21 protein-coding genes are annotated in these 26113 nt (G+C 52.1%); 14 read left to right on the top strand and 7 right to left on the bottom strand.

The features are described from left to right. Positions 1-98: 98 nt before the first annotated feature. Both DCC81_RS09995 and DCC81_RS09990 read right to left on the bottom strand, forming a co-directional pair. The gene (locus DCC81_RS09995) at positions 99-1121 is read right to left on the bottom strand and encodes a hypothetical protein (RefSeq protein ID WP_108686541.1); all 1023 of its coding nucleotides are present in this window, start codon (positions 1119-1121) and stop codon (positions 99-101) included. A gap of 89 nt (positions 1122-1210) precedes the next feature. After that, positions 1211-1879 carry a BON domain-containing protein gene (locus tag DCC81_RS09990; RefSeq protein ID WP_108686383.1) on the bottom strand — a complete coding sequence of 223 codons (669 nt, stop codon included), beginning with the start codon at positions 1877-1879 and terminating at the stop codon, positions 1211-1213. Between the two features lie 209 nt (positions 1880-2088). Between DCC81_RS09990 and DCC81_RS09985 the strand changes: the two genes are divergently transcribed. Both DCC81_RS09985 and DCC81_RS09980 read left to right on the top strand, forming a co-directional pair. Next, positions 2089-3096 carry a zinc-dependent alcohol dehydrogenase family protein gene (locus tag DCC81_RS09985; RefSeq protein ID WP_205686285.1) on the top strand — a complete coding sequence of 336 codons (1008 nt, stop codon included), beginning with the start codon at positions 2089-2091 and terminating at the stop codon, positions 3094-3096. Positions 3097-3226: 130 nt separating this feature from the next. Continuing rightward, on the top strand, positions 3227-4045 hold the full coding sequence (locus DCC81_RS09980) for a universal stress protein (protein ID WP_108686382.1): 819 nt from the start codon (positions 3227-3229) through the stop codon (positions 4043-4045). Positions 4046-4073: 28 nt separating this feature from the next. Here DCC81_RS09980 and DCC81_RS09975 read toward each other — a convergent pair whose 3' ends face one another. After that, the gene (locus tag DCC81_RS09975; RefSeq protein WP_108686381.1) at positions 4074-5132 is read right to left on the bottom strand and encodes a response regulator; all 1059 of its coding nucleotides are present in this window, start codon (positions 5130-5132) and stop codon (positions 4074-4076) included. A gap of 547 nt (positions 5133-5679) precedes the next feature. Between DCC81_RS09975 and DCC81_RS09970 the strand changes: the two genes are divergently transcribed. The 6 genes from DCC81_RS09970 to DCC81_RS09945 all read left to right on the top strand — a co-directional run bounded on the left by DCC81_RS09970 (position 5680) and on the right by DCC81_RS09945 (position 10484). After that, the gene (locus tag DCC81_RS09970) at positions 5680-6129 is read left to right on the top strand and encodes an Hsp20/alpha crystallin family protein (RefSeq protein ID WP_108686380.1); all 450 of its coding nucleotides are present in this window, start codon (positions 5680-5682) and stop codon (positions 6127-6129) included. A 72-nt stretch (positions 6130-6201) separates the two neighbouring features. Further along, positions 6202-7518: a L,D-transpeptidase family protein gene (locus tag DCC81_RS09965; protein WP_108686379.1), complete on the top strand. Its 1317-nt coding sequence runs from the start codon at positions 6202-6204 to the stop codon at positions 7516-7518. 171 nt (positions 7519-7689) lie between these two features. Continuing rightward, positions 7690-8127, top strand: coding sequence for a thioredoxin family protein (locus DCC81_RS09960; RefSeq protein WP_108686378.1), 438 nt, complete (start codon positions 7690-7692; stop codon positions 8125-8127). Beyond that, the gene (locus tag DCC81_RS09955) at positions 8114-9061 is read left to right on the top strand and encodes an FAD:protein FMN transferase (protein WP_108686377.1); all 948 of its coding nucleotides are present in this window, start codon (positions 8114-8116) and stop codon (positions 9059-9061) included. The genes DCC81_RS09960 and DCC81_RS09955 overlap by 14 nt, the downstream gene beginning before the upstream one ends. Then, the gene (locus DCC81_RS09950; protein WP_108686376.1) at positions 9048-9275 is read left to right on the top strand and encodes a DUF4266 domain-containing protein; all 228 of its coding nucleotides are present in this window, start codon (positions 9048-9050) and stop codon (positions 9273-9275) included. Before DCC81_RS09955 ends, DCC81_RS09950 begins: the two co-directional genes overlap by 14 nt. Before the next feature lie 18 nt (positions 9276-9293). Further along, entirely contained in the window at positions 9294-10484 is a 1191-nt protein-coding gene (locus DCC81_RS09945) for a DUF3570 domain-containing protein (RefSeq protein WP_108686375.1), read from the top strand. Here DCC81_RS09945 and mgtA read toward each other — a convergent pair. After that, complete coding sequence (gene mgtA / locus DCC81_RS09940; RefSeq protein WP_108686374.1) at positions 10477-13038, bottom strand: magnesium-translocating P-type ATPase; 2562 nt, start codon at positions 13036-13038, stop codon at positions 10477-10479. The two genes, DCC81_RS09945 and mgtA, sit on opposite strands and share 8 nt — an antisense overlap. Beyond that, positions 13031-13864, bottom strand: coding sequence for a universal stress protein (locus DCC81_RS09935; protein WP_108686373.1), 834 nt, complete (start codon positions 13862-13864; stop codon positions 13031-13033). Before DCC81_RS09935 ends, mgtA begins: the two co-directional genes overlap by 8 nt. Positions 13865-14014: 150 nt before the next feature. On the opposite strand from DCC81_RS09935, the gene DCC81_RS09930 reads away from it, so the two are divergent. Further along, positions 14015-14257: a hypothetical protein gene (locus tag DCC81_RS09930; protein ID WP_108686372.1), complete on the top strand. Its 243-nt coding sequence runs from the start codon at positions 14015-14017 to the stop codon at positions 14255-14257. Between the two features lie 93 nt (positions 14258-14350). On the opposite strand, the gene DCC81_RS09925 is transcribed toward DCC81_RS09930, so the two are convergent. Further along, on the bottom strand, positions 14351-15313 hold the full coding sequence (locus tag DCC81_RS09925) for an alpha/beta fold hydrolase (protein ID WP_240612945.1): 963 nt from the start codon (positions 15311-15313) through the stop codon (positions 14351-14353). Between the two features lie 40 nt (positions 15314-15353). After that, positions 15354-16136 (bottom strand): alpha/beta hydrolase, encoded by a 783-nt coding sequence (locus DCC81_RS09920; RefSeq protein WP_108686371.1) that lies wholly within the window; start codon positions 16134-16136, stop codon positions 15354-15356. A gap of 249 nt (positions 16137-16385) precedes the next feature. On the opposite strand from DCC81_RS09920, the gene DCC81_RS09910 reads away from it, so the two are divergent. The 5 genes from DCC81_RS09910 (at position 16386) to DCC81_RS09890 (ending at position 26107) form a co-directional block, all read left to right on the top strand. Continuing rightward, positions 16386-18638 carry a histidine kinase dimerization/phosphoacceptor domain -containing protein gene (locus DCC81_RS09910; protein ID WP_108686369.1) on the top strand — a complete coding sequence of 751 codons (2253 nt, stop codon included), beginning with the start codon at positions 16386-16388 and terminating at the stop codon, positions 18636-18638. Beyond that, complete coding sequence (locus tag DCC81_RS09905) at positions 18635-20554, top strand: sigma 54-interacting transcriptional regulator (RefSeq protein WP_108686368.1); 1920 nt, start codon at positions 18635-18637, stop codon at positions 20552-20554. Before DCC81_RS09910 ends, DCC81_RS09905 begins: the two co-directional genes overlap by 4 nt. A gap of 70 nt (positions 20555-20624) precedes the next feature. Next, complete coding sequence (locus tag DCC81_RS09900) at positions 20625-21218, top strand: RNA polymerase sigma factor (RefSeq protein WP_108686367.1); 594 nt, start codon at positions 20625-20627, stop codon at positions 21216-21218. A 139-nt stretch (positions 21219-21357) separates the two neighbouring features. Further along, positions 21358-22563, top strand: a complete 1206-nt coding sequence (locus DCC81_RS09895; protein ID WP_108686366.1) for a FecR family protein — start codon at positions 21358-21360, stop codon at positions 22561-22563. Between the two features lie 268 nt (positions 22564-22831). Then, positions 22832-26107 carry a SusC/RagA family TonB-linked outer membrane protein gene (locus DCC81_RS09890; RefSeq protein WP_165806522.1) on the top strand — a complete coding sequence of 1092 codons (3276 nt, stop codon included), beginning with the start codon at positions 22832-22834 and terminating at the stop codon, positions 26105-26107. Positions 26108-26113 lie beyond the last annotated feature (6 nt).

The following is a 26113-nucleotide window of genomic DNA, read 5'->3' as shown; positions in this document are numbered from 1 at the left end:
GTTATTTCCAGGCGCCAAGGATGTCCTGTTAATACATACCAATGAAAAAACAAGGACGGTCCACATCATGGATTGGGAGTAGCTATTCATGGGGATTTTTATTGATACTGAATGTAAATGGGTTGTGGCGTTAGCGCCAGCACCTGCTGCGGGGTCATTAATCCCGTACTTCTTTTGTCACGTACGTCGTTTATGTAGAACAACTTGAAGCCGGTGAACTGCACCGGCTGCCCGGCTATCCAATGCACATAGGTATCGATCTTCCTGCCCGGGAACCCAAATCCATCCATATTCATCACGATCTGCACCTCGGGACACGTGCGGATATTGGCGTAATTGGTGACCATTGCCTGCGTAAAACGGTGTACGACCAGGATCTTCGGTGGGATTCCCTCTTCCCGCACCAGGTTTGCCAGCCAGCCGGATGCATAATTAATATCCGCCGCATCAAATGTACCAATGCTGGCGCATGGAACACTGCCATCTTTCATAGAATACTCGGGGTCAATGCCCAGGTGCACCTGTGGCATGGCAAGATACTTTTTAAGTAACGGGATCTCATCCTGGAGGTGGCTATGTCCTACCTGGATATCCAGGAATACCAATGCATGGGCACGCGCCGCAAGCTCCAGTATCTTATCGATCTGCTGGTCCGGCATGCGAAGATTGTACCGGCCGGCAGGGCCGGGAGTTCGTTGGGCGGTAACGGCGATGTAATGCAGCGCCGGTACTACCGGCGTGGTAGTATCAGCATCTGTCCAATGCTGCACTTCCTCCTGCAACTTATCCAGCATTTGTTCCGGCGGTAATGCGCCCAGTATGCCCATTCCTCCGGAATACAGGTTTCCATAAAAAGCCACCACCCGCTTAAAAGGCAGGATGGCGCCGCGAAGCGGGTATGCCGCCTTCACCGGCCAGCGTGATGATGCCGGCCAATGCGCCAATCGTTGTAACCTGGCATTATAGGCAAGTGTATCCACCAGGATGGTGGTATCGGCCGGCAGCGGGGTTACAACCAGCCGGTCCTTCTTAAATGCCTGTTGCAGGCGCTCTGTTTTCTGGCAATCATAGCCCGGCAGCAGTATCAGGCATAAACAGGTTAGGAGATATCCCTTGTGCATAGACAACATATAAAACATGACAGATACCAATGAAAAATGAAAAAGGGACAAGCCGGCCGTCATGCTGTACAACTTGTCCCCGTATATGATCAGAGTGCGTATTCCTCAGCCGCCAGTTCAATCTGGTTATCAACGGTGCTTACTCCCGGTGCAGACCAGGCGGCAATGGCAGCATCATCCTTCTCAGCAAAAGATCTCACCTTGCCAGTCAGCGTCACATGATTGCCGATAATATCAACCTGTATCTTATCGGCGTCCAGGGCTGCGCTCCGGTAAAAGGCAGATATGATCTTGTTTTTAACATCCGCCGGTGTAGCGCGTTGCGCCACGGCGATGTAATTATTAATGTGCCGTATACCAATGAGATGTTCAATAGAATCCTTGGCTGCATTGCGTTGGAAGAACCAGTCAACCTGTCCTTCCAAAGTGACATTACCATCTTCTACTTTCACTTTTATCTTGTTTTGCGGTACGGAAATGTTCCACTTATACGTTCTCAGGATCGCATCTGCAATTTCAGTATCGGTCTTCTTGAAAAGTGGCGAAAGTCCTACCTGGATGTCTTCCGCAACCGCTTTTACTCCTGCTACTTTTTTAGCATCATTTTCCGCGGCTACTTTTTTTGCATAGGAGTCTACTATGCCGGACAGGGTAACGATACCGTCCCTAACCGAAACCCCGATCTCTGCCGCATCCAGCATGGGGTTCCATTGAAGTTGATCCATCACGTCCTGCTGGATCTGGTTATCTGTTTTCATGTTGAAAAATTTTGGTTAAACAATTGATTGTTTTTCACATGGCCGAAATTATCCCGGATATGCAACGCTGGCAATGACCGGCATCACCAACGCTGCTAATTCATGGCAACCTCAAAGCGGGCGCGCCATTGAAGTGCAAATCAGCGCGGCAACTGACCTGCATCATCATCCGTGAAAAAGGACTTGCCTACTTTTCCTGAAAAATTGCTATGAACATTCCTGCGCAAATGCCTGCAATGGTATTAACGGCCACCAACAGCGCGCTTCAATATACCATGGTGCCTGTTCCCGTGCCTGGGACGGAACAGGTATTGGTGAAAGTGATCGCCTGCGGTGTGTGCCGTACAGATCTTCACGTGGTGGATGGGGAATTGCCGCATCCCGCGCTTCCATTGATACCAGGGCACGAAATTGTAGGCCGCGTGGTAGCTTTAGGCAAGATGGTGACCAGTCTGAAAGAGGGCGACCTGGTGGGTATTCCCTGGTTGGCCTACACCTGTAACACTTGCCGTTATTGCCGGAAAGGATTGGAAAATCTTTGTGAGCATGCGCTATTTACCGGTTACACGGTTAATGGTGGATATGCAGGGTACACGGTGGCCTATGCTGCTTATTGCATCTCGCTGGACAGCGGGATGGCCGTTCCGGGTACGGCCCCGCTATTGTGTGCAGGCCTGATCGGTTTCCGCGCTTACATGATGGCCGGTGCAACTGCAAGACGCATCGGCCTTTATGGGTTTGGGGCGGCGGCGCATATTCTCGCCCAGGTAGCGGTACGGCAAGGTAAGGAGGTCTATGCATTTACACGGGATGGCGATGTAACCACCCAGGCCTTTGCCCGGGAATTGGGAGCCTGCTGGGCGGGTGATGCTTCGGCAACGCCACCTGAAAAACTCGATGCCGCCATCATCTTTGCACCAGCCGGAGAACTGGTACCCAAAGCGCTTGCGGATACAGACAAAGGTGGCGTCGTGGTGTGCGGCGGTATTCATATGAGTGATATTCCATCTTTTGCTTATAACCTGCTGTGGGAGGAACGGGTAGTACGATCTGTTGCCAACCTTACCCGGCACGACGGTGTCACCTTTTTCCACCTGCTGCCAGGTATGGATGTACATACCACTATTAAGACCTACCCCCTGCAGGAAGCCAACCTGGCTTTGCAACAACTAAGGGCAGGTGAGTTCCAGGGCGCAGCAGTGCTGGTAATGGAATGAGGCAACCTGCTGTCATACCGGTCATTGACCGCTATCATTTCTCTTGCCGGCAGCAACACCTAGCTTCGGGCAGATCCTGTTATCAATAACTTCACAGGATCTATCATGTTACTCACCTAAAAAACAGGTTATGAACAAGGTATTGTTAGTTTCAGACGGGTTACACAGCGCCAGTAACGCATTTGATTTTATTAACCGCATCAACGCCCATTACCCCGTTACAATAGCAGGCGCTTTCCTGCCCCGCAAATATGTGTATAACTGGACCTATGCCCTACCTGAAGGCGGTCTGTACAAACCTCCCATTGATGCGGGGGACGCTTATCTGGTAAACAGCCATGTCCGGGATTTTAAGGAACACTGCCGTGAGAACAATATATCATTCCGTGTACACCGCGAGCTTTACCAGGAGGCCTTACCGGCATTGAAGCTGGAAAGCCGCTTTGCGGACCTGATGTTCCTGTGCGGTGAAGACTTCTATAATGATCTTACCTTCAACACACCCAGTGATTATATGCGGGACATCCTGCATGGAGCAGAATGCCCGGTGATCCTGATACCCGAACAGGCAAATTACCCGGAATCCGTAGTGCTGGCCTATGATGGCAGCCGCGCCTCCGCCTATGCCATCCGGCAATTTGCCAACCTTTGCCCGCAGTGGAAGCAACTACCGGTGTACCTTGTATATGTAGCCTCAAAGGACACTAACGAGCTCCCTTATGAAACTTACATCCGGGAGCACACTGAAACTCATTTCCCATCGCTGAGCACTTACCGGCTCAATAAGGATGATCATGACGATTTTGCTAAATGGCTGGCCGGACCGCGTAACCCTATCCTGGTCACCGGTGCGTTTGGCCGTTCTGGTCTCTCTGAGCTTTTTCACCGCAGCTTTGCGGCCGGCATGGCCGCCGGGAAGAAGATCCCCTTGTTCGTAGCGCATCCTTAAAATCACAGGCATCCGCAGCGAAGCCTGGCTAATTCATCATCTGTTCCAGGCGTGGTATATCGGTGAGGAATATACATCCTTCCTTGATCGCCAGCAGGCGCTCTTCACGGAAGTCGCCCAGTGTACGTATCAGCGATTCCTTTGCCACGCCGGCTACCGCGGCCAGGTTGTCGCGGCTTACTTCCAGGCTGAATTGGGCCTGGCTACTGATATTATATTTTCTCCAGAGCGTCAATAATGCATCCGCCACTTTTTTCCGCAACGAGTTATAAGCGATGCTCAACAATTGTTGTTCCCTTTCAAGAATATTACGGGTAAGGATGCGGATGAATTTCTGCATCACTTCCGGGTTATGCAGGGCCAGTTCTTCAAAATCACTCCGGGGTATAACCGCCAGCTCCGTGTCATCGATCGCTTCTGCCTGATCACGGTAGACACTGTTTTCCAGCATGGGCACATACCCCAGGAATTCGCCTGCACCGAATAACCCGGTGATCAGCTCCTTTCCATTATCATTGCGACGGTAGGTCTTCACCTTACCTTTGAGTACATAAAAAAGGCTGGCGGGATGATTTCCCTCCGTATACACGATCTGCTTCTTTTTGTAACGGTTTATGTTCCGGTCCTGGTGCAAGGCGTCCAGGAGATCCTTGCCGGATACAGCTTGTATCAGGCTGCTTAGGCCGTCTATACCTATTCCATTATCCTGTTTGAGCCTCGCTGACTTCCTGAGCCGGCTCTCAATGGCGTTTAACAATTCTGTAGCATCAAATGGTTTTGTTATATAGTCATCTGCTCCCAGTTCCATGCCCTTGCGCATTTCGCTTCGCTCGGCGCTTGCTGTGAGGAAGATGAAGGGAATGTTCTCCATTGCTTCATTTTTGTGCAGCAGGTGCAACACGCCATACCCGTCCAGCACGGGCATTGTAATATCACAAATAATAATATCAGGATGATGCGCAAGCGCTAACTGGACCCCTATTTTACCATTAGCTGCAGTGAGCATATGATAATTGGCCAGCTCCAGTATTTCCGCGGTATTTTCGCGGATATCGTCGTTGTCTTCAATGAGTAAGATCGTTGCCATGACGAAATGATTATGCTTGGTAAATGATTGGACATATTCCTGGTACGGAAAAAATGCTCAAAGAGAGGCTACTGTCATCTCTGGGAATACCAATTCCATGATTGCTCCGGGCTAAATTAACACAGGATGGATGCTCTGTGACTTACATAGTCTGTTCAAGTGAAATAGAAGTGAAATGGACAGGGGTTTTGTGAAGTTATGGCTTTCGCTTAATATTTTCAACACCGTTAACACATATGCTGATCTATATGAAACTAAACTAAGGATTCCATATAAACGCTGACCATGGTCATCTTCCGCAATGATCCTGATCAGTTAAGGCCTAAGTAAATTGTATCACATGCCGGGAAATGGAAAGGCGCCCCGGATACCCGGGACTTATGCTTTGCCGGAAGGACACTACCATATGAGCGTGCTATTACAACACTGCAGCAGCATTGATCATTGTCATATGTGCGCCTGTACAGGGTCATTTGCAATGGCTTTTCTTCCGTCTAATTTTGACAGCGTAAACCGATCTTATCACCCCCGATAAAAAAGAGGATTTATGTCTACACAAGCATTAACCAAAAACAATTTCCTGCCCAGTACTTTCGATGAATTTTTCCGGCCCTGGAACACCTGGTTCGATGGCTTTGAGCTTCGTCCCAACTGGGCATCTGCCAGCCTGCCAGCGGTCAACGTAGTGGAAAGTAAAGACGATTACAAAATTTCACTCGCGGCGCCCGGGATGGAAAAAAATGACTTCAAAATAGTAGTAGAAGGAGGTAACCTGACCATCAGCGCGGAAAAAGAAGATGAAAAAGAGGTGAACAAAACCCGCTTCACCCGCAGGGAGTATAACTACAGCAGCTTCACCCGCAGCTTTACCTTGCCAACCGGTGTGAACAAGGAACATATTGCCGCCAGCTACGAAAAAGGTATTCTACAGTTAACGCTCCCCAAAAAAGAAGAGGCACGTCGTAACGGAGGCCCGGTACATGTCCCCGTTAGCTGACAACCGCCTGCAACTGCCGCTGTGCGCCCTGTAAGGCGCCAGCGGCGTTTTTTTACCCGCCAATATTTTTATATGCCTTACAGGTTATATTTCGCGGCAATAGCCTGCCTGCTGATGTTCCGTTTGCCAGGTGCCAGCGCGCAATCCGGTTTGTATGCGGCCACCGCTTTCCCGCGCCTGAACACTCCACCTGCAGCGATCAGCTGGATCAATGAGGAAGGCAGCCCACTGCTGGACACATTATACCGGTACCTGTTGCAGGCAGACAGCCTGGGCCTTCCGCCGGAAGACTACAACGTTAGCTATGTCCAGACTTTGTGTGATGGCCGCCAGCAATTACCTGACCAGAATGACACGGCTTTTGCTAACCAGGAGCTGACCTGTATTGCTACCCAATATTTTCATGACGTGGCTTACGGCAGGCCGGGCCTGTCTCCGGTAGATTTCAATGGTCTTCACTACACCCCCGAGCCTCCGCTCCCGGTCAGCGCCCAACTGGCCGATGCCGTAGCCGAAGGACGTTTCGGGCAATTCATGACCAGGATGGAGCCCGGTAACAGTCTTTACCGTGCGTTAAAAAAATCGCTGCAACATTACCGCGACATGATCACAGATACCCTGCGTGCCCCCCTCGCGGCCCGCATCCATGCTATCCAGGCTGCCATGGACCAGGTGCGCTGGGCCAGCCGGTACCTGGCCGGCCAACCGGTGATCATTGTAAATCTCCCCTCCGCCGACCTGCAATTTTACCGGAACGACAGCCTGTTGCTCTATACCCGTGTAATTCCCGGGAAACCCGCTACGCCTACCCATACCTTGTGCAGCACCATTACCAGCGCCGAGTTATACCCGTACTGGTCGGTGCCCCATCGCATCGCGGTGAAGGAATTGCTCCCGGAGCAGCGCCGGAACCCCCGTTTCCTGGAAAACAATCAATTCCAGGTGCTGGATGCCCGCGACCGCATTGTTAATCCCCGGCATATCGCATGGCAACAACTTGGCCCTGGCCATTTCCCCTATCGCCTGCGCCAGTCTACCGGTTGCGATAACGCCATGGGCATTATTAAATTCAGCTTCAATAGCCCATATGATATTTACCTTCACGACACGCCCTCGAAAACCCTGTTCATGTTTGAACGGCGCTTCTACAGCCACGGCTGCATACGGGTGGAAGAAGCCATGGCACTGGCCCGCATTTTACTGGCGGACAAACCTGAAGTGGCAAAATCCCTTTTATCCAACGAATGCCTCAAACACCAGGCCCCCGAGACGATCATGCTCAACCAGCCGGTATACATAATGGTGCTTTATAATACCGCCTGGCCCGATGCCTTCGGCAAGGTGCATTTTTATCAGGACATCTATAATTTGCAACATTTTAACATTTAGCCCCCGGGACGGCCAGGGGCGCCTCAAACCGGCCACAGGCAGGCGTTACCAAGGGTACAGATTCAATACAGAATTTAAGCTTACAGCGATACCAGCCAGTCCTGAGAGGCGGCGCTCACACAATAAAATTGCCGCCACGGTGTTAAATTACAGGCAATAATTACGCACCAGATGAAATTAATTACGATTGTCCTGTTTATGATGTTTGGCCCGGGTCTTACCTGGTCCGGCGATTTTGAGGCAGCCCGCACGGACGCTGCCAGTTCCCACAAATATCTGCTTGTAAACTTTTCGGGTTCCGATTGGTGCGGCCCCTGCATCCGACTGCGCAGTACCATCCTGGAAGCAAAAGACTTTGAGGCTTACGCGGCAGATCACCTGGTGCTGGTAAGGGCCGACTTTCCCCGCCAGAAAAAGAACCAGCTGCCCAAAGACCAGGTAAAACGCAACGAGGCACTGGCAGATAAATACAACCCTGACGGTAAATTTCCATATACTTTGCTACTGGACAGTAATGGAAAAGTGATCAAAACCTGGGAAGGGTGCCCCGATGAAACACCTGCGCAATTTGTAGGAGAAATAGAACAGCAATTACATGCCAGCCACTAAAGCCGCTACCAGTCTTTATAAGGAAGTGCTCCGGCTCATGGGCAACCGGTTTGAGATCACGGTGGTCAGTGGGAACGAAGCCTGGGCCAGGGCCCGCATTGCTGCAGCCATCCGGGAAATACAGCGCATTGAGACGATGTTAACCACCTTCCGCGACGACAGTGAAACTGCCGCCGTTAATGCGATGGCGGGTATTGCCCCCGTGAAGGTATCACAGGAATTTTTCCAGCTTGTAGAGCGCTCCATTAAAATATCCGGTCTTACACAAGGCGCATTTGACATTACTTACGGTGGTATCGACAAAAGCCTGTGGAATTTTGATACCAACATGACCTCCCTGCCAGATCCTGCAGTGGCCAGGCAATCCGTACGGCTTATTAATTATCGGAACGTACTGCTGGATGCAACGCACTGCACCGTGATGTTGAAAGAAAAAGGCATGCGGATAGGGTTTGGAGGCATCGGCAAGGGGTATGCGGCAGATAAAGCACGCCAGCTATTGCAATCACAGGGCGTGGAAAGCGGCATTGTGAACGCAGCCGGCGACCTAACCTGCTGGGGCACACAACCTAACGGAGCGCCCTGGACCATTGGCATTGCAGATCCGGACCAGGCAAGGCAACCCTTCTCCGCATTGCGCATCAGCAACATGTCTATTGCCACCTCCGGTAATTATGAGAAATATGCCACCATCAACGGCAAACGGTACGCCCACACGATAGACCCTGCCACCGGCCTGCCGGTTACCGGTGTAAAGAGCGTCACCATACTTTGCCCCAGTGCAGAACTGGCAGATGCCATGGCAACCCCGGTAATGGTGATGGGCGCAAAAGTGGGCCTGCACCTGGTGAACCAATTGCGCAACATTGCCTGCATTATCATAGACGACCAAAATCATCTCTCTCATACAAACAACATACATGTTACACAATAACAGCAGGCTCCGCACCTGGTTGGTGATACTTGCCTGTGCAGGTTTCTCAGCCTGTACCACGGTAAAGGCCTACCAAAAAAGCAAGATCAACGATTCTGAAATGGAGTTATCCGCACGCAGGTCGCAACAATTTGAACAGAACTTCCAGCTATACCGCGAAGGCGGCTCCGGTGCCAATGGCGGCAAGAGCGGCGGCGGATGCGGTTGTAATTAAATGTAAAGGAAGCAAGTAATGAAAAAAATATCCCTTTCCATACTGGCGCTATGGGCAGGCATGCTCACCACGCATGCACAAAGCCCGGCAGACAGCAGCCACTATGTAGCGCGCACCCTGCACCTGGATGAGATCAATTTTGTATCCGGCTACTATCACCAGGATGGTAATAACTCCGCCGTAACAGGGGGCATTGGTACGGAAAAACTCACCGACTTTGCCAACACGATCAACATCCAGGTGTCCAAGTTCAATGCGGCTGGTTTTAAACACACTTTCCAGTTTGAACTGGGCATTGACCACTACACATCGGCTTCTTCTGACAAGATAGATCCGCACACCATTTCATCTGCATCATCTGCAGACACCCGCGTCTACCCTTCTTTACACTGGACACGCTCCAATGAGAAAACAGGCAATGCTTTTGGTGTAAGCGCATCTTTATCCTCTGAGTTTGATTACCAGTCGCGCGGCATCGGCTTCCTTCTTACCCGTCTTTCAAAAGACAAGAACCGGCAGTTTGACTTTAAAGCACAGGCTTTCTTTGATACCTGGAAAGTGATCCTGCCCATAGAACTGCGCCCGCCGGGACAAGAAGGAGGGCCCTATGAAAACAAGCCACGCGATTCTTACAGTGCATCTTTTTCATTGTCGCAGGTGATCAATACCAGGCTACAGGCAATGATCATCGCGGAGCCTTCTTATCAACACGGGCTACTGGCCACCCGTTACCAGCGCAACTATTTTACAGACGGATCCGAACGGGCGGAAAACCTGCCGGACAACCGGTACAAACTGCCGATCGGTGTACGTTTCAGCTACTTCCTGGATGATCACTTTATTGTGCGTGCTTTTTACCGGTATTATATGGATAACTGGGGCATCCGCGCACATACCGCAGAAATTGAAGTACCGGTGAAATTTACGCCGTTCCTCTCCCTCAGTCCCTTCTACCGCTACAACACACAGCAGGGCACCCGCTATTTCAAGTCATACGGCCAGCACAACCCGGCGGAAACTTACTATACCAGCGACTATGACCTGTCCTCACTGCACAGTAATTTCGTTGGGGCTAACCTGCGGTTATCGCCTCCCAAAGGGGTATTGGGCTACCAGCATTTTAGTTCCTTGGAACTTCGGTACGGCCATTATATGCGGTCCACAGGGCTTACCAGCAACATTGTAACGCTGGCCCTGAAATTCAAATAACAACTTTTTCCCGGCGCCGTTCCAGCGGCGCCTTTTTATTACCATAGAAGCGCAGCAGTGCGCGTTTCAGTAGCTCGGCGCTTACCAGGTAAAGCACTACCAGCACGGCAATGTACAAAATGACGTGCCAGGGCGGCTGGGTAAAGCCCATATACCGGCCCAATATGCTATAAGGTAGCACCCACCCGAGCAGGAGGCAAGCCAATGCGCTCCACACAAGTGCACCAGCCGGTTTACTTTTATAGAATGGCACCCGGTCCGTACGGATAATGAAAACCACCAGTATTTGCGTAGCCAGCGATTCCATGAACCAACCGGTACGGAACAAAACAGGACTTGTCTTAAAATGATGATAAAGCAGGTAAAAGGTCAACAGGTCAAACAGGGAACTTAACAGGCCAAACCACAGCATGAACCGCTGCAGGCTTGGCAGGTCCCACTGGCGGGGAATACGCAGCTGCTCATCATCTGCAGTGTCAGTAGGGATGGCCAGTTGCGAGGTATCATACAGAAAATTGTTGACCAGCACCTGCGCCGGTAACATGGGAAGGAAAGGCAGGATCATGGCGGCTGCCGCCATGGAAAACATATTACCGAAATTGGAGCTGAGGGTCATGCGGATGTACTTCATGGTATTGCAATAGGTCTTTCGCCCTTCCCGGATACCATCCTGCAACACCTTCAGATCCTTCCGGGTCAGGATCACGTCTGCCGCATCCCTTGCCACGTCCACTGCACTATTCACCGTAATGCCTATATCTGCCGTTTTCAGCGCGGGCGCATCGTTGATGCCGTCTCCAAGATAACCTACTATGGCATGTTGCTTCTTTAGTAGTTGTATGATCCGGTTCTTTTGCTCCGGCAGCACACGCGTAAATATAGTAGTATGCCGGATGCGCTGGGCCAGCGCATCGTCATTTAATGCATCCATTTCCGTCCCCTGCAGGATATGGGTTACATTCAACCCGATCTTGTCGCACACCGCCCGTGTCACCAGGTGGTTGTCTCCCGTCAGGATCTTTATCGCTATTCCCATTTCCTGTAGTGCATCGATCACCTGCTTTACGTCAGCTTTGGGCGGATCCAGGAATGCCACAAAGCCCGCCAGTTGCAGTTGGCATTCGTCTGCAATACTGTACGGGCCCGTAGTTGACAACGTCCGTGTGGCTACCGCCAATACCCTGAATCCCTGCCCGCTCAAAAGCGTGTATTGCTGATTGGCAACTTCAATAGCCTCGGGGCTCAAGCCGCATGTTTTAAAAACTTCCTCCGGGGCGCCTTTTGTGATCAGGACCATTTCATTTTTCATCCGCACCACTACGCTCACCCGCTTACGGGAAAAATCAAAAGGAATTTCATCCACTTTGGTGTAATCTGCCGGTACTGCTACCTTGCAATCGAGTATGGCCGTATCCAGCGGGCTGGTTACACCGGTCTGGAAATAACTATTGAGATAGGCTAATTCCTCCACTTCCTTACTGGCCGTGCCAGCCGGCGTTACGCTGCACACCAGGGCAATGCGGTCTTCTGTAAGCGTACCTGTTTTATCCGTGCACAGGATCTCCATGCTGCCAAAATTGGGAATCGCCGTTACCTGTTTGATGATCACGCCCAGCCGGGCCATCCGGGTGGCCCCCCTGGACATTGTAACACTCATGATCATCGGTAACAGTTCCGGGGTAAGCCCCACGGCAATAGCAATGGCGAAAAGGAATGATTGCAGCAGGTCCTGGTGGCGCCACGCATTGACCACGAAAATGAACAGCACGAGGATAGCGCTTACTTTCAGGATCAACCATCCAAAATTACGGATGCCCCGTTCAAAGCCATTCATGGGTGCACGGCGGCTTAACGTACCGGCGATCTTACCCAACTCGGTGGCTTTCCCCGTTTGCGTGATCACCATCCTGCAATTGCCACTGATCATACTCGATCCCATGAACAGCATATTGTGGAGGCTATCAAGGCCGGCACCGTTTTTAATTACCCCTTCATTTTTCTCCGCGGGGAAAGATTCCCCGGTAAGCGAAGACTGGTTTACAAAACAATCCCTGCCCCAGATCATCCTCCCATCTGCAGGAATGATCCTGCCTGCTTCCAATTGTACGATGTCACCCCGGCATAGCTGGCTGGCAGGGACTTCAATATAAACGCCATCGCGCAGCACGAGGGCTTTATTGGCCAGGGTGTGCTGCAGGTCCTCCGCCGCATTGCGGGAATCCCGCTCCTGCCAATAATCCAGCCCTACACTGGCTAAAATGATCGCCATGATGATCATAGCGCTGACCGGCTCCCCCGATGAAAAAGAGATCACCGCCGCGATGAGCAGCAGGATCACCAGGGGGTTCCTGAAGTGAGACAACAATAACAACCATTCTTTTTCCTGCCTGGCTGCATGGATCACATTCAGCCCTTCTGCTTCCAGCCGGCGCTCCGCTTCCTTTGCAGACAGCCCGCCATCACTACTTCCGGTAATGTCCCATATTGCGGGCAATGATAATCCCGCGCAAGAGAAAATATCAGCGCCTGCTTTTGAACTTGCTGTATCAGGCATGGGTAATGAATAAGGGAAGTCCAGACTGGTACGCTAACCGGTTAGCGTCACTGTGATGAAAGAAACGCGATGTATTGCTCCGCCCGTACGCCCCGAGTGTAACAATAGCCTGGGGATGCTGTGCAGCATAACCAGACAATACGGTAGCTGGCTCACCTTCCATCACAACGAAAGAAACCTGCCCGTAATAGTGATCCAGGTATTCCTTCAACTGTTTTTCAAACGGCAACGGCTGTTGCTTTTCCTTCACATACAGCACTGTTACCGGAAGGCTGTGATAGCAAGACATTAGCTGTGTAAACTCCCGGATGGCATACATGGAGGAATAACTGCCATTAAATGTAAAGATCACTTCCCTCACCGGTGAAAGCACTTCAGGCAATACCACCACCGGGCATTCGGCCCCTGCCAGCACATCCGGCAATAGACTGGGCTCCGTTGCTCTCAACAACGTGGAAAATGAAGCATCGCGATTAATAAGTAACAGGTCTGAAAACCGGGTTTCCTTCAATAAGGACGCCACCGGTAAACCCGTTTCTTCGTGCAATTCCATTTTTATATGGTTGATAAGACAAAGATCTTTCAACTTCTTAAGCCCCTGCTGCACCCGTTGCTCTAATTCGGCTTTGGAGGGAAGGTCCAGCGCTTCAAACGTATTGGCAAATACTTCAGGATTTGCCGCGGCCAGGGGATACATTTCTGCTACCGTATGCTCAAGTAATGCAATGGTAACTTCCCCGTCCACCGTCTTTGCCAACTGGTAAAAGTTGTTCAGTTGCGTCTCATTGAACTGAAGGGCATCTATGACCGCAGTTATTATTTTCATGGTGACAAATTTTACAGAAAGTTAGCCGATCCTGTAAAAGTGGTCATTGACCAGTCTTAGCAAATGCGATGATCCCTATCAGCGGCAGGTTACCGCCGTCACAGTACCTTTCAGTTGTACCTGCATTGTCAACATTCTATACGTTACGTCATGAAAATAGAACGCTATCCCATTCATGTGGAATTCAACGGGGCCCAATACGATCTGCCGGTTGAGATCAGAACAGAAGGCATCGCCTACCGTATAGCCGTAGTGCTCAATGGCACGGAAGTCTTTTATTTACGGGACCACCAGGGCAGGATGATCGCCATGTATCATACCAGTCAATGTGATCCGGCATTATTGTATCTCATTGGCCAGGCCATACGGGAGCAGCGCCCTGTTCCTGCGTGAACGGGGTGCATCGCCGGGTGCACCACCAGCTTAAATTCATCAATGAGGCCGGCCTCTATCAGCATAACAAGAGCCGCTCTCCAGCAGCTTTTTTTATTCCAGGAAGAAGTGTAACAGGCCTTCCTGCACCGCTGCTGTATTCTCCTCTACCACCCAGTGGCCGGAGCCTTTAATATCAGCCGTTTCCACATGCTCCGCCACCAGCTTGCAGTGCTCCGTTAAGAACGCCGCCGCAAAATATTCACCACCCATGGCCAGTACCGGCATTTTCAGTTTTGTTTTCGCAAATTCCTGGTTATCCTTTGCATCCTGTTCAAACGCGCCAAACCAATGGAAAGCACCGGTGGTGCCACCTTTCACGGCATATGCCCGCACATACTCATTCACCTCCGCCGGCGTGAACGGATCTTTCACGTGCGCTACCTGGGGCCAGAAATTTGTCAGGAAAAGCCTTTCGCGGCCGGCTACCAGCTCACCGGATGCCGGCCAGGCGAAGAAACCAAACCACCAGGCCGATCCTTTTACCTGGCTCCATACCGGCTCTATGCCGGGCAGCAATGCATCCATGAGTGCCAGCTTGTTCACTTCATCCGGGAACTGCGCCGCATACGCATAAGCTACCATCAGGCCTATATCATGGCCCGCCAGGTTGATATGCTGGTAATGGAGTGATTGCACCAGGCCATGGATATAGGTGGCCATCGTTTTTTTGTCGTACCCGGTGTCCGGTTTGCCGGATTCACCTACGCCCGGGAGGTCTGGCGCTATTACGGTAAAATGTTTTGACAGCTCGGGCATAAGACGGGCCCACATGTACCAGTTTTGTCCAAAGCCATGCAACAGTACAAGCGGCTCCCCGGAGCCGCCCACCACATAGTGAATATCGATACCATTCACGTGCGCATAGGCATGTTTAAATCCCCCGGGAGGGGGTGCGGGTTGCAGGGAGGGGATGGTACTGGCCGCTTTTGGGGCAGACTGGCCCTGTACCGGTTGTTTGGCCCATACCATCACGATCATCAGCAAAAAGAGAACTCCGACATGTTGTTTTTTCATATGAGTGCGTTTAGTGTTTATAATCCTAAAAAATGTTCCGTTATAATTTTTCCAGCCAGGCAATGATATAGTCCGCGTCTTCTTTCCAGGTAGCCTGGCCCAGCACAAAATGGTTCCGGCCTTCAAATGCTTTATAGTCCGTCACGGACTGGCCCTTTGCATATTTCCGGTAGTTGGCATAATTGAGCGATGCCGGTATGGTATGGTCTGTAGTGCCGGAAGTGAGCAGCAATGGGGCATGTGGCTGTTTAAAATCAACGTGTGCCGCACTGGTAATGGTATCGCGCACGATCAGCTTCGATTCAGGAATGGCGTACTGGTAATACGCATCCTTTTGTGCATCGCAGTCCATCCCGTTCGTAAACGCATACTTCCATTGGTGGAACGACATCATGAAAGACTTACTGGTAGCGGTGAAAAACCCGAGTGGCCCCCAGCCTGCTTTCAGGAATGAGAATTTGAACGTAATAATGCCTTGTGGCGGCACGGAATGAATGGCCACACCCGCGGCTCCCAGCCCACGCTGCAGCAGCAGCTGCACGATGAGCCCACCGATGGAATGACCCACCAGGATGGGCTTTTCCGGCAGTCCCTTTGCAATACCGGCATAATACTCCGTCAGTGGCGCCAGGCGGTTAGCGGCTATATCTGCATTAGGGTGACTGTTGCGCAGCATCTCCGCACTGCCTTCTTTGTGGGGCCATGGCGGCGCCAGGGTAGTGTAGCCTTTGCCTTCAAAGTAAGTTCTCCATGCATCCCAGCAACTGTGATGCACAAAAGCGCCGGTAATAAACAGCACTGTAGTGGTTTGATTCGTTCTCATGGCAGTGATTAATGCACCAATGCAGGCAACGCAAATGCCAGCAATACAATCCATTGATAACGAGCCGGATAAAAAAAACAGCAACGTTGTTACCGCGGCATACCGCGGTGGCGGTGGCAGGATCGTGACATTTCGTGAATGCCAAAAATTTCCTGTAAACGCTGGGTGGAATATGTATCTTTAATCCGCCGGCACCGGCTCTCCCCAATTCTCATGGCACTGAAGAGCATTGATTAAAAAACACACCTCATGCGTAGGCTACTGATAGCGCTGATCTTTGTAGCTGGCCTGCATTCGCGTGCCCACGGCCAATTACACCTTACCAACGATACCACCACCATAAACCGCCTGCTGCAGCAAAGCGATGATTATTACCTGCACCGGGATGACAAAGCAGGCATAGACAGCGCCTTGCTGCTCGCACAACAGGCAGCCGCCATTGCCGCCACACACAAAGATGCAGCCGGCACCGGCAACAGTGATATGGCGATCTCAAAAGCTTTATCTAAAGCGCAGCAAAGGGACAAAGCGAAAGCATATGTGGCCCATGCCATCCAAGTATTTGCAGACGCACGGCTGCTCACGGACCTTGGCTTTGCCTATTGGGAAATGTCTGGCTACTACAACATTTCAGAGCAGCAATACCCCGAGAAGATGCGCTACATCGAAAAATCTGTTGCGGCTTTTCATGCAGCAGGCAATATCCGCAAGGAAGCAGACGCACTGCGGGAACTGGCTGATGCACGGCAGATCTACGGCGACTATGCACAGTCCCTGGTGGAATTGAAGCAGGCGTTGAAACTCTACCAGTCTATCAACGCCCAGGACCTGGAGCGCATGTATGACCTGATGGGCGATGTTTCCTGCAGCCTCGGTAACCTCAACGACGCAGTACAATACGGGCTGCTGGCTATCCAGGCTGCGGAGAAGGCCCATGATACCACCCTCCAGGTATGCACCGTTTACAACCACCTCGGCATCACTTATTATTATCTCAACGAATATGTTACTTCCGCCAGCTATTATGCAAAAGCGCTGGCGGTAGCGGAAAAGTATAAATCTTACAACGACATTTATCTCATCGGCTTCAATTATGGCAATAACCTGATCCGCCAGCGGAAGTACATGGAGTGCAACCAGCACCTGGGCAACATCCTGCGGAAATACCCAAATGCAGACACGCCCTACCTGGTGCTTTACACTACCAGTTTTCTTGCCAACTACAGTGTGCTGAAAGACATACCGAATGCACAACGGCAGTTTAACCGGCTGCAACAACTCACCAAAGGCCGTACACTGGAAAATGACGCGGCCCGGAGCGTGTACGGTGCGGAAATTGACTACCTGCTGGCAAGCGGGCAGCATGCGCTGGCCCGCCAGTACCTGGAGGCAGATGAAAAACTGCTATCCACAAATTCTACTTTGATACAACTTGCCGCCAACCAGATAGCATGGGTACGCCTGGACTCCGCAGTAGGGGATTTCCGGGATGCCTTCCGCCATTTCCACCGGTATGCTATTTTGAAGGACTCTATTTTCAACAAGGAAAAAACCCATCATATTGCACAGATGAATGTGCTCTATGAAACCAATAAAAAGGACCAGGATATTTTATTGAAAGAAAAGAACATTGAACTGCTGAATCAGAAAGCCAAAGTACAAAGCAGTGAACTGGTGAGGGCCAACCAAACGCGCAACTGGATCCTGGGTGTGATCCTGCTGCTGATCATCATCACCGGGCTGCTGATCAATTATTCCAGGTTAAAACAGCGCACCAACCAGCAACTGCGCGTGCAACAGAAAGAGATAGAAAAGAACAACCTTTCCCTGCAAAAACTGGTGGCGGAAAAAGAATGGCTGGTAAAAGAGATCCATCACCGGGTGAAGAATAACTTCCAGATCGTGCAAGGCCTCCTGGGCACACAATCCGGCTACCTGAAAAGCGAAGAGGCCGTAAACGCTCTTTCCGACAGTCAGCACCGGGTGCAGGCCATGTCACTCATTCACCAGAAACTGTATCAAACAGAAAAATTATCTGCCATCAACATGGCGGAGTACATTCCCGAACTGGTGAGCTACCTGCGGGACAGCTTCAACATCAAACCGGTCATCCAGTTTAACCTGCAGGTAGCACCGGTGGAACTGGACATCGCACATTCTATCCCCCTTGGCCTCCTGCTGAATGAAGCCGTTACCAACGCCATCAAATACGCATTCCCCGGCAGCCGGGCAGGCATTATTACCATCACCCTTAAAAGGAACCGGGACCATGAACTGGTATTGCTGATCAAAGACAACGGCGTAGGCCTCCCGGCAAATTTTGACCAGGACCACGTATCGTCTATGGGCATGCGGCTGATGCAGGGCCTTACCGGTGATATGGACGGGCACCTTTCTATACACAGTAACGGGGGCACGGAGATCCAGGTTGCCTTCCCTTATCATTTTACTACCAGCGATGCATCTTATTCCGCCACCGCTGATTTAACTAACCTGATATGAAACAGAAAATTCTCATTGTAGAAGACCAGTTTGTAGAAGCGGATTATTTCCGTCTCATGCTGACAAAGGGAGGATACACTGTAACAGGCACAGCACGCACCGTTACAGAAGCGCAGGAAATGATCCGCAAAGACCGTCCTCACTTTGTGTTACTGGATATCCTGCTCAAGGGCCGGCAAACAGGTATAGACCTGGCCAGGCAACTGGCGGAAGACCATCTGCCTTTCGTATACCTGTCTGCCAATTCCAACGAAGAGATCCTGCATGCAGCAAAAGCTACGCAACCTTACGGCTTCCTGGTAAAACCCGTGCGCGAAAAAGACCTGCTGGTGATGCTGGAAATTGCCAGGTACCGCCATGAGCACAGCGTTGAAACCCAACACCGGAAAGAAGCTACCACGCAGCAAAACATTGCCCGCATCCTGGCCAGCACTGCCGGCTGGGAGCAAAAAATGCTCGATCTCACCACTACCCTTCAACCGGGTATACCGTTTGATTACCTGGTGGCCAGCCCGGATGATGCTACCCGGTTGCGATTGCCGTGGATCAGCTATTTGCGTGTGGGCCTCAATGAATATCAAAAAATAGATGCAACGGCCCTTCACAACATCACCGGTAAAACACCGGAAGCCCGGCGGCATGCACAAGACAGCGCAGCCCTGCCCGCTTTTTACAATGCAGGTGCGCTGCCTGCCGTTTATGAAACTGCTCCATTACACCGGTTATTAACGGGCACCTTCAACATGCATTCACTTTTCACCATACCCGTGCAACTGGCAGGCGGTAAATCCTTTACCCTGGACCTGTACAGCCGCAAGCCGGATGCTTATCACAATGATCATGTTTCATTGTTAACCCGGGTACAGGATGCACTGCAAAAAGGTATTGAAAAACATTTGTCCGGTGCAGTTACCGGTGCATCAAAGGCCACTGTTGCGATAACAGCACCCACGGAGGCAAAAGGTTTTGAAGGCATGGTAGGCCATAGCGCGGCCATGCTGGGTGTGGTGGACCATGTATCACAGGTGGCGCCCACAGACACCTCGGTGATACTGCTGGGGGAAAGCGGCACCGGCAAGGAAAAGATCGCAGACTGCATACACGCCTTATCACCCAGGCAGGGAAAGCCATTCATCAAAGTGAACTGCGCCGCCCTGCCGGCAAGCCTGATCGAGTCAGAACTTTTTGGTCATGAAAGAGGCGCCTTTACCGGCGCCAGTGAAAAGCGCACAGGTAAGTTTGAAAAGGCAGACAAAGGGACCATCTTCCTGGACGAAATAGGGGAAATGCCGCTGGAACTGCAGGCAAAATTATTGCGGGTGCTGCAGGAGAAAGAAATTGAAAGAGTGGGTGGTACAGATACCATCCGCATTGATGTGCGCATTATTGCGGCTACCAATAAGAACCTGGAAAAAGAAGTGGCCGAGGGGCGCTTCCGCCTGGATCTTTATTACCGGCTGAATGTATTCCCGGTAACGCTGCCCCCCCTGCGCCAGCGGTACGAGGATATTCCTGCGCTGGCACAGCATTTCATTGCACAATACAACCGCAAAACAGGCAAAAAGATCACCGGCTTCTCTGCGCATGCGCTTAAAAAAATGCTGGCCTATCACTGGCCGGGGAATATCCGGGAACTGGAGCACCTGGTAGAGCGGCATGTGCTGCTGGCAAAGGGCACGGTGATCGAAGATGTGGCGCTGCCCCACCCATATGAAACCAGCGCCCCTGGTGGCATGGAGCCCTCGCGGATGAAGACCATCCAGGAAAACGAGCGGGATTACATTATTGCGGTGCTGCGCAAATGCAACGGCAGGGTGTGGGGACAAGGTGCGGCTGCGGAGATCCTGAACCTGCCGCCATCTACCTTGAAAACAAGGATGAAAAAATTGGGGATACGGAAGGAGTACAGGGAATGAGTACGTTACCATTAAAGTGGAAAATGCGAACCGGTAATGAAATTTTCCTACTTTAGTGAGGCTATCTATCATGCACGCGGGCTTACTTGACGATAAAGACCTATTCCACCAGATTGCCGGGGGCGATGAAACTGCCTTCCGGCAGCTCTTTCACCGCTACGTGCCCGAGCTGCGCCCGCTGGTGCTCCATCTCACCCGTACCGCCGCCGTTACTGACGATATTATCCAGGAAACCTTTTTGCGTTTATGGATCAACCGGGACCAGTTGCCCGCCATAGAAAGCCCGCGCGCCTGGCTGCTGCGCATTGTTTTCAACCAGTCATTCTCTTTCCTCCGTAAGCAGGCCGTGCATCACAAAGCCCTGCATGTGCTGGCAGACGGACCCTCCGGCGCCGATGCCAACACGACGGAAGACGCCGTGGCCTACACCGCCATGGCCAAAGCAGTGGGCGATGCCATCAGCATGCTGCCGCCCCAGGCCAAACGCATTTACCTGCTCAGCCGCGAGCGCGGGCTGAAGATCCCTGAAATAGCCGCCCGGTTAGGCCTTTCACCCAACACGGTCAAAAATTCCCTGGTCCGTTCCCTCCAGTTCATCCGCAAGCACCTCGAAGCGGCCGGCCACCTCGTTTCCGTGTTGCTGGCCGCCTGGCTGTGGCCTTAAAAAAAAATTTGGGGACGATAGGTCCTAAATGTTTTGCAGCGCGTCTGTTCTCATAGACGCGGGCTTTTTTTGTGCCGGCGCAGGTCCACGTTAAGATATCCACGTTCATACTGATCTCGTCATTTAAAAGATAAACAGATTGTCCACTCAAGATCGCTTAGCATACCTGGTACAACAGGTGTTGCACGGTAATGCCACTCCCCTGGAATTACAGGAATTATCAGACCTCGTAGCGGAAGATATGACCGGCGCCACGGCGCAACAGGTAGAAATATTGCTGCGCAATATCCTGCCTGCCGCAACGGATGCCTATGATGAAGCCCGCTGGGACCAGGTAGCCGGCAGTATCCTGGCGGCAGACCACCCGGCCGGCATCACGGCGCCACCCGCCAAAATAATCCCGCTACACCATCGCACCCGCCTGGTAGCCGCTGTGGTAGCGGGTTTGCTGGTAGTGGGCGGCGGTTATTGGCTGCTGCGCAAACCAGCTTCCAAACCGGTGGCCATGGCGCCGGTAACAGCGGTGCAGGATGTGGCCCCCGGTGGCAACCGCGCCATGCTTACGCTGGCAGACGGTACGCAGGTGCCGCTGGACAGCACCGGTGGCAGCACGCTGCCCCGGCAGGGCAATACCCAGGTGGTGAGCCCCGGCGCCGGACAACTGACCTACCGGCAAACTGGCAACAACAACGCCCCCGCGCCCTTCAACACCTTGCGCACGCCCCGTGGTGGCCAGTTCCAGGTAACACTGCCCGATGGCACCCAAGTATGGCTCAATGCCGCCAGTACCCTGCAATACCCCGTTGCCTTTACCGGTACGGAACGGCGGGTAACCCTGCAGGGCGAAGCCTATTTTGAAGTAGCCGGCAATGCCAACCATCCCTTTCATGTAAATGTGCTGACCGGTGCAGATAGCATGGATGTAGCGGTGCTGGGAACCCACTTTAACATCATGGCGTATGAAGATGAGCCGGAGGTGCGCACCACGCTGCTGGAAGGCGCCGTGCGGGTAAGCAGCCATGACAATAACAAGCAGCTACACCCGGGGCAGGGCGCGCTGCTGGACAAAACGGCCGGCCATCTTACTATAGAAGAAGTAAACACAGAAGAAGCTACCGCCTGGAAAAATGGCTACCTGCAACTGGCGGGCAATGACATACAATCCGCCATGCGCCTCATTTCGCGCTGGTACGATGTGGACGTTGTATACAAAGCGCCGGTGCTGGCGCACTTTCGGGGCATCATACCCAGGAACGTACCGGTATCGCAGGTCTTAAAAATGATGGAACTGACCGGGGAAGTACATTTTGAGATCAAAGGGAAGCAACTGATCGTATCGCCCTGACAATTTTTTTCTGCCACGTTATAAAAAATTCCACGCACTAATGAGTCCCTGAAACCAAATCTTACCAGCCATACAGGCACAAAAAAGCCGGGGCGTTGCACCGCACCGGCTGAAGTCCGGGCCTGTAATCACAATCGCGTAGACAATTATCATTATTTCACCCAAACCATACAAATGTATGCTATTGACGCTTCTTTCCCAAAGCGGCCGGGGATGTTATGCCTGGCCCCGATGGATTCCACGATTATCAGCCAAAACGTTACTGATCATGAAACTAACGGTGCTTTTGATGACCATTACCCTGCTGCAGGTACATGCGGCCGGGTATTCACAAACAGTTACCCTTTCCCAACGCAATACATCTCTCGACAAGGTATTTAAAGCGATACAGCAGCAAACGGGCTACACTTTCCTGTACACGGATGAGCAACTGCAGCACAGCAAGAAAGTGCAAAGCCTGCAGCTGAAAGATGCCCCCCTGCAGGATGCGCTGGATGCCTGCTTCCAGGGCCAGCCGCTTACCTACACCATTACGGATAAGATCATTATCATCAAGCGTAAGGAAGGGCAGGCAGCGCCCGCAGATGCAGCGCCGGACAAGGAGATCAAGGGCCGCATCACCAACGAAAAGGGAGAGCCGCTGCCGGGCGTAACCGTGCAGGTAAAAGGTACCAACCATGGCGTGGTGACCAATGAGAATGGCGAGTACGCCATTAAAGTGGCAGATGACAACGCGGTGCTGGTGGTTTCTTCCATTGGTTATACCAGAACGGAAGTAGCCGTGGCAGGCAAAAGTAACCTGCCGGTAGTACTGCAACCCATGGCCTCCAAAATGAATGAACTCGTGGTAGTGGGTTATGGAGAACAGCGCCGCGGCGATCTTTCCAATTCCATTTCATCTGTAAGCGCAGCGGATTTTAAAGACCAGCCGGTAAACCGCCTGGACCAGGTACTGCAAGGCCGGGCCGCCGGTGTACAGGTGACCAATTCTGCCGGTTCACCCGGGGGCGCCGTGCGCATCCGCATACGCGGCTCCAACTCTATCAACGGCGACAACAGCCCCCTATACGTGGTGGATGGGTTTGTGGGGGCAGACTTTGCTTCCATCAATCCCAATGACATTGCCTCCATTGATGTGCTGAAAGACGCCTCGGCCACTGCCATCTTTGGTAGCCGTGGTGCAAACGGTGTGATCATCGTTACTACCAAAAAAGGCGGCAAAGGGGCGGTGAAAGTGGATTTCACCAGCCGTCTCTCCTCTTCTACCGTGATCAAAAAACTGGACCTGCTGGACGCCGGCGACTATGCCGAAACGGCCAATGCACATGCCACCGCCGTGGGCACCACCAAACCTTTTACGGACGCGCAGATAGCCCAATACCGCGCCAATGGCGGCACCAACTGGCAGAATGAGATCTTCCGCACCGCGCCCGCACAGGAGTACCAGCTGAGCCTTTCCGGCGGCACGGACAAATCCGGCTACTTTATTTCCGGTGACTACCTGGACCAGGATGGTGTGATCCAAAATTCTTTCTACAAACGCTACACGCTGCGTTCCAACATCAACGCCAACCTTTCCAAATGGGTATCCACCTTCCTGAACATCACCGGCTCTTACAGCACTTCTCAAAACACGGATATTCCCGCCGATGGCGCCAGCAGCCCATTGGCACAGGCTATCACGTGGTCTCCCACGGTACCGGTATACCAGGCTAACGGCAAGTACACCGTTTCCGACCCGGTGGGCTCCATCTTCTACAACCCGGTGGCCCTTACCACGGACCGGCTGGCAGTTACAGACCGCATGCTGGCCAACCTGATAGGCGGTTTCCGCTTCAACATCCTGGATGGCCTGAGCCTGAACGTACAGTACGGGGGTAACTATAACGAATACACGAATAAATCCTTTGGCGGTAAGACCACCAATTCCGGTACTTCCACCGCCAGTGTGCGCTCCAACAAAGAACTACGCCTGCAAAACACCAACACGCTGAACTACCACCACCTGTTCCAAGATGTGCACAGCCTGGATATCACAGCGGTAACGGAATACCAGCAGTCGTCCCTGGAATATGCAGCTGCCGGCGCGTCTAACCTTACCTATGAAAATTTCCAATGGAATAACCTGGCGCTGGGCACACCCGGCAGCCCGGCTTCCGGCTATTCCAAGGCCAGCCTGTTTTCCCTGGTAGGCCGCGTGAATTATGGATATAAAGACAAGTACCTCATTTCTGCCGCGATCCGCCGCGATGGTTCTTCCCGCTTCCAGGGCAGCAATAAGTTTGGCTATTTCCCCTCCGTATCTGTAGGCTGGGTGATCTCCAACGAGCCTTTCATGGAAAACTTACCGGCCATCAGCATGCTGAAACTGCGTGGCAGCTGGGGCCTTACCGGTAACCAGGCCGTGAGCGCTTACAGTACTTTTTCTTCCTATTCCAACCGTATTGCCTCTTTCACCAGCTCCACTTTCCAAAACGGGATTATTCTCAACAACATTGGCAATCCGGACCTGAAATGGGAAGCTACCGAACAGAAAGATGCAGGCATTGACATCGGCCTGTTCAGGGACCGGGTGAATATCACTGCTGACTATTTTGTAAAAGATACCCGTGACCTGCTGCTCACGGAGACACTTCCCCTTTACCTGGGCGGCAACAGCATTACCCGCAACGTGGGCACAGTGCAGAACAAAGGCTGGGAATTTTCCATCGAGGGAGACGTGATCACCCATAACAACTTCAGCTGGAAATCCTCGCTGAACGTGTCTTTCAACAGGAACCGCGTTAAGTACATCGGTGACAACAGGACCATGATCTTTGATCCGAACACGCGTAAAATAGGTGGTGGTATGTCGCCCCAGTCCGAGTTTGTAGTAATGCCGGGCAAATCCCTCGGCTCCATCTGGGGCCTCACTTACCTGGGCACCTGGAAGCCCGGTGATGGCAAAGCCGCTACCTACGGCGCCAAGCCCGGTGACTCCCGCTACCTGGATGTGAACGATGACGGGCTCATAGATGCAAACGATTATGGGGTGATAGGATGTGGTATCCCCACTACTTCCCTTGGCTGGAACAACACCTTTACCTACAAGGCGTTTACCCTGAACCTGCTGTTCCAGGGCCTCATGGGCTTTGACCGCCTGAACTACAACAAGGCGGCAGCCATGTACTACGGTGGCGATGCACGCGAAGCAACACTGGTAGACATCAAGAACCGCTACATCCCCGGGGTGAATGAAACCTCCGATATTCCTGCCTTCAGCAGCACTAACCGCAACTTTACCCAGAGCACCCGCTTCCTGGAAAAAGCAGATTTCGTGCGGCTTAAGAACGTGAGCCTGTCCTATGACATCCCTAAATCCAAACTGAAGAACATCATGGCCATCAAGGTATTTGTAAGCGCCACCAACCTGTTTACACTTACCGGTTACAGCGGCATTGATCCCGAGTCCAATTCATCTGACGGTGATATCCGCCAGGGCATTGACTTTGGCAGCTACCCGAATGTAAAGACCTTTACCGGTGGCCTCACCCTCAGTTTTTAAACTATA

It is taken from the genome of Chitinophaga parva (assembly GCF_003071345.1).
Classification (GTDB): Bacteria; Bacteroidota; Bacteroidia; order Chitinophagales; family Chitinophagaceae; genus Chitinophaga; species Chitinophaga parva.
Note: the sequence above shows the minus strand (reverse complement) of the source record. Positions and strands in the feature narration are given on the sequence as shown.

Excerpts from the sequence above, each read along its gene's own strand:
- DCC81_RS09995 (WP_108686541.1), bottom strand. The coding sequence starts at position 1,121 with ATGCACAAGGGATATCTCCTAACCTGTTTATGCCTGATACTGCTGCCG.
- DCC81_RS09990 (WP_108686383.1), bottom strand. The coding sequence starts at position 1,879 with ATGAAAACAGATAACCAGATCCAGCAGGACGTGATGGATCAACTTCAA.
- DCC81_RS09985 (WP_205686285.1), top strand. The coding sequence starts at position 2,089 with ATGAACATTCCTGCGCAAATGCCTGCAATGGTATTAACGGCCACCAAC.
- DCC81_RS09980 (WP_108686382.1), top strand. The coding sequence starts at position 3,227 with ATGAACAAGGTATTGTTAGTTTCAGACGGGTTACACAGCGCCAGTAAC.
- DCC81_RS09975 (WP_108686381.1), bottom strand. The coding sequence starts at position 5,132 with ATGGCAACGATCTTACTCATTGAAGACAACGACGATATCCGCGAAAAT.
- DCC81_RS09970 (WP_108686380.1), top strand. The coding sequence starts at position 5,680 with ATGTCTACACAAGCATTAACCAAAAACAATTTCCTGCCCAGTACTTTC.
- DCC81_RS09965 (WP_108686379.1), top strand. The coding sequence starts at position 6,202 with ATGCCTTACAGGTTATATTTCGCGGCAATAGCCTGCCTGCTGATGTTC.
- DCC81_RS09960 (WP_108686378.1), top strand. The coding sequence starts at position 7,690 with ATGAAATTAATTACGATTGTCCTGTTTATGATGTTTGGCCCGGGTCTT.
- DCC81_RS09955 (WP_108686377.1), top strand. The coding sequence starts at position 8,114 with ATGCCAGCCACTAAAGCCGCTACCAGTCTTTATAAGGAAGTGCTCCGG.
- DCC81_RS09950 (WP_108686376.1), top strand. The coding sequence starts at position 9,048 with ATGTTACACAATAACAGCAGGCTCCGCACCTGGTTGGTGATACTTGCC.
- DCC81_RS09945 (WP_108686375.1), top strand. The coding sequence starts at position 9,294 with ATGAAAAAAATATCCCTTTCCATACTGGCGCTATGGGCAGGCATGCTC.
- mgtA (WP_108686374.1), bottom strand. The coding sequence starts at position 13,038 with ATGCCTGATACAGCAAGTTCAAAAGCAGGCGCTGATATTTTCTCTTGC.
- DCC81_RS09935 (WP_108686373.1), bottom strand. The coding sequence starts at position 13,864 with ATGAAAATAATAACTGCGGTCATAGATGCCCTTCAGTTCAATGAGACG.
- DCC81_RS09930 (WP_108686372.1), top strand. The coding sequence starts at position 14,015 with ATGAAAATAGAACGCTATCCCATTCATGTGGAATTCAACGGGGCCCAA.
- DCC81_RS09925 (WP_240612945.1), bottom strand. The coding sequence starts at position 15,313 with ATGAAAAAACAACATGTCGGAGTTCTCTTTTTGCTGATGATCGTGATG.
- DCC81_RS09920 (WP_108686371.1), bottom strand. The coding sequence starts at position 16,136 with ATGAGAACGAATCAAACCACTACAGTGCTGTTTATTACCGGCGCTTTT.
- DCC81_RS09910 (WP_108686369.1), top strand. The coding sequence starts at position 16,386 with ATGCGTAGGCTACTGATAGCGCTGATCTTTGTAGCTGGCCTGCATTCG.
- DCC81_RS09905 (WP_108686368.1), top strand. The coding sequence starts at position 18,635 with ATGAAACAGAAAATTCTCATTGTAGAAGACCAGTTTGTAGAAGCGGAT.
- DCC81_RS09900 (WP_108686367.1), top strand. The coding sequence starts at position 20,625 with ATGCACGCGGGCTTACTTGACGATAAAGACCTATTCCACCAGATTGCC.
- DCC81_RS09890 (WP_165806522.1), top strand. The coding sequence starts at position 22,832 with ATGAAACTAACGGTGCTTTTGATGACCATTACCCTGCTGCAGGTACAT.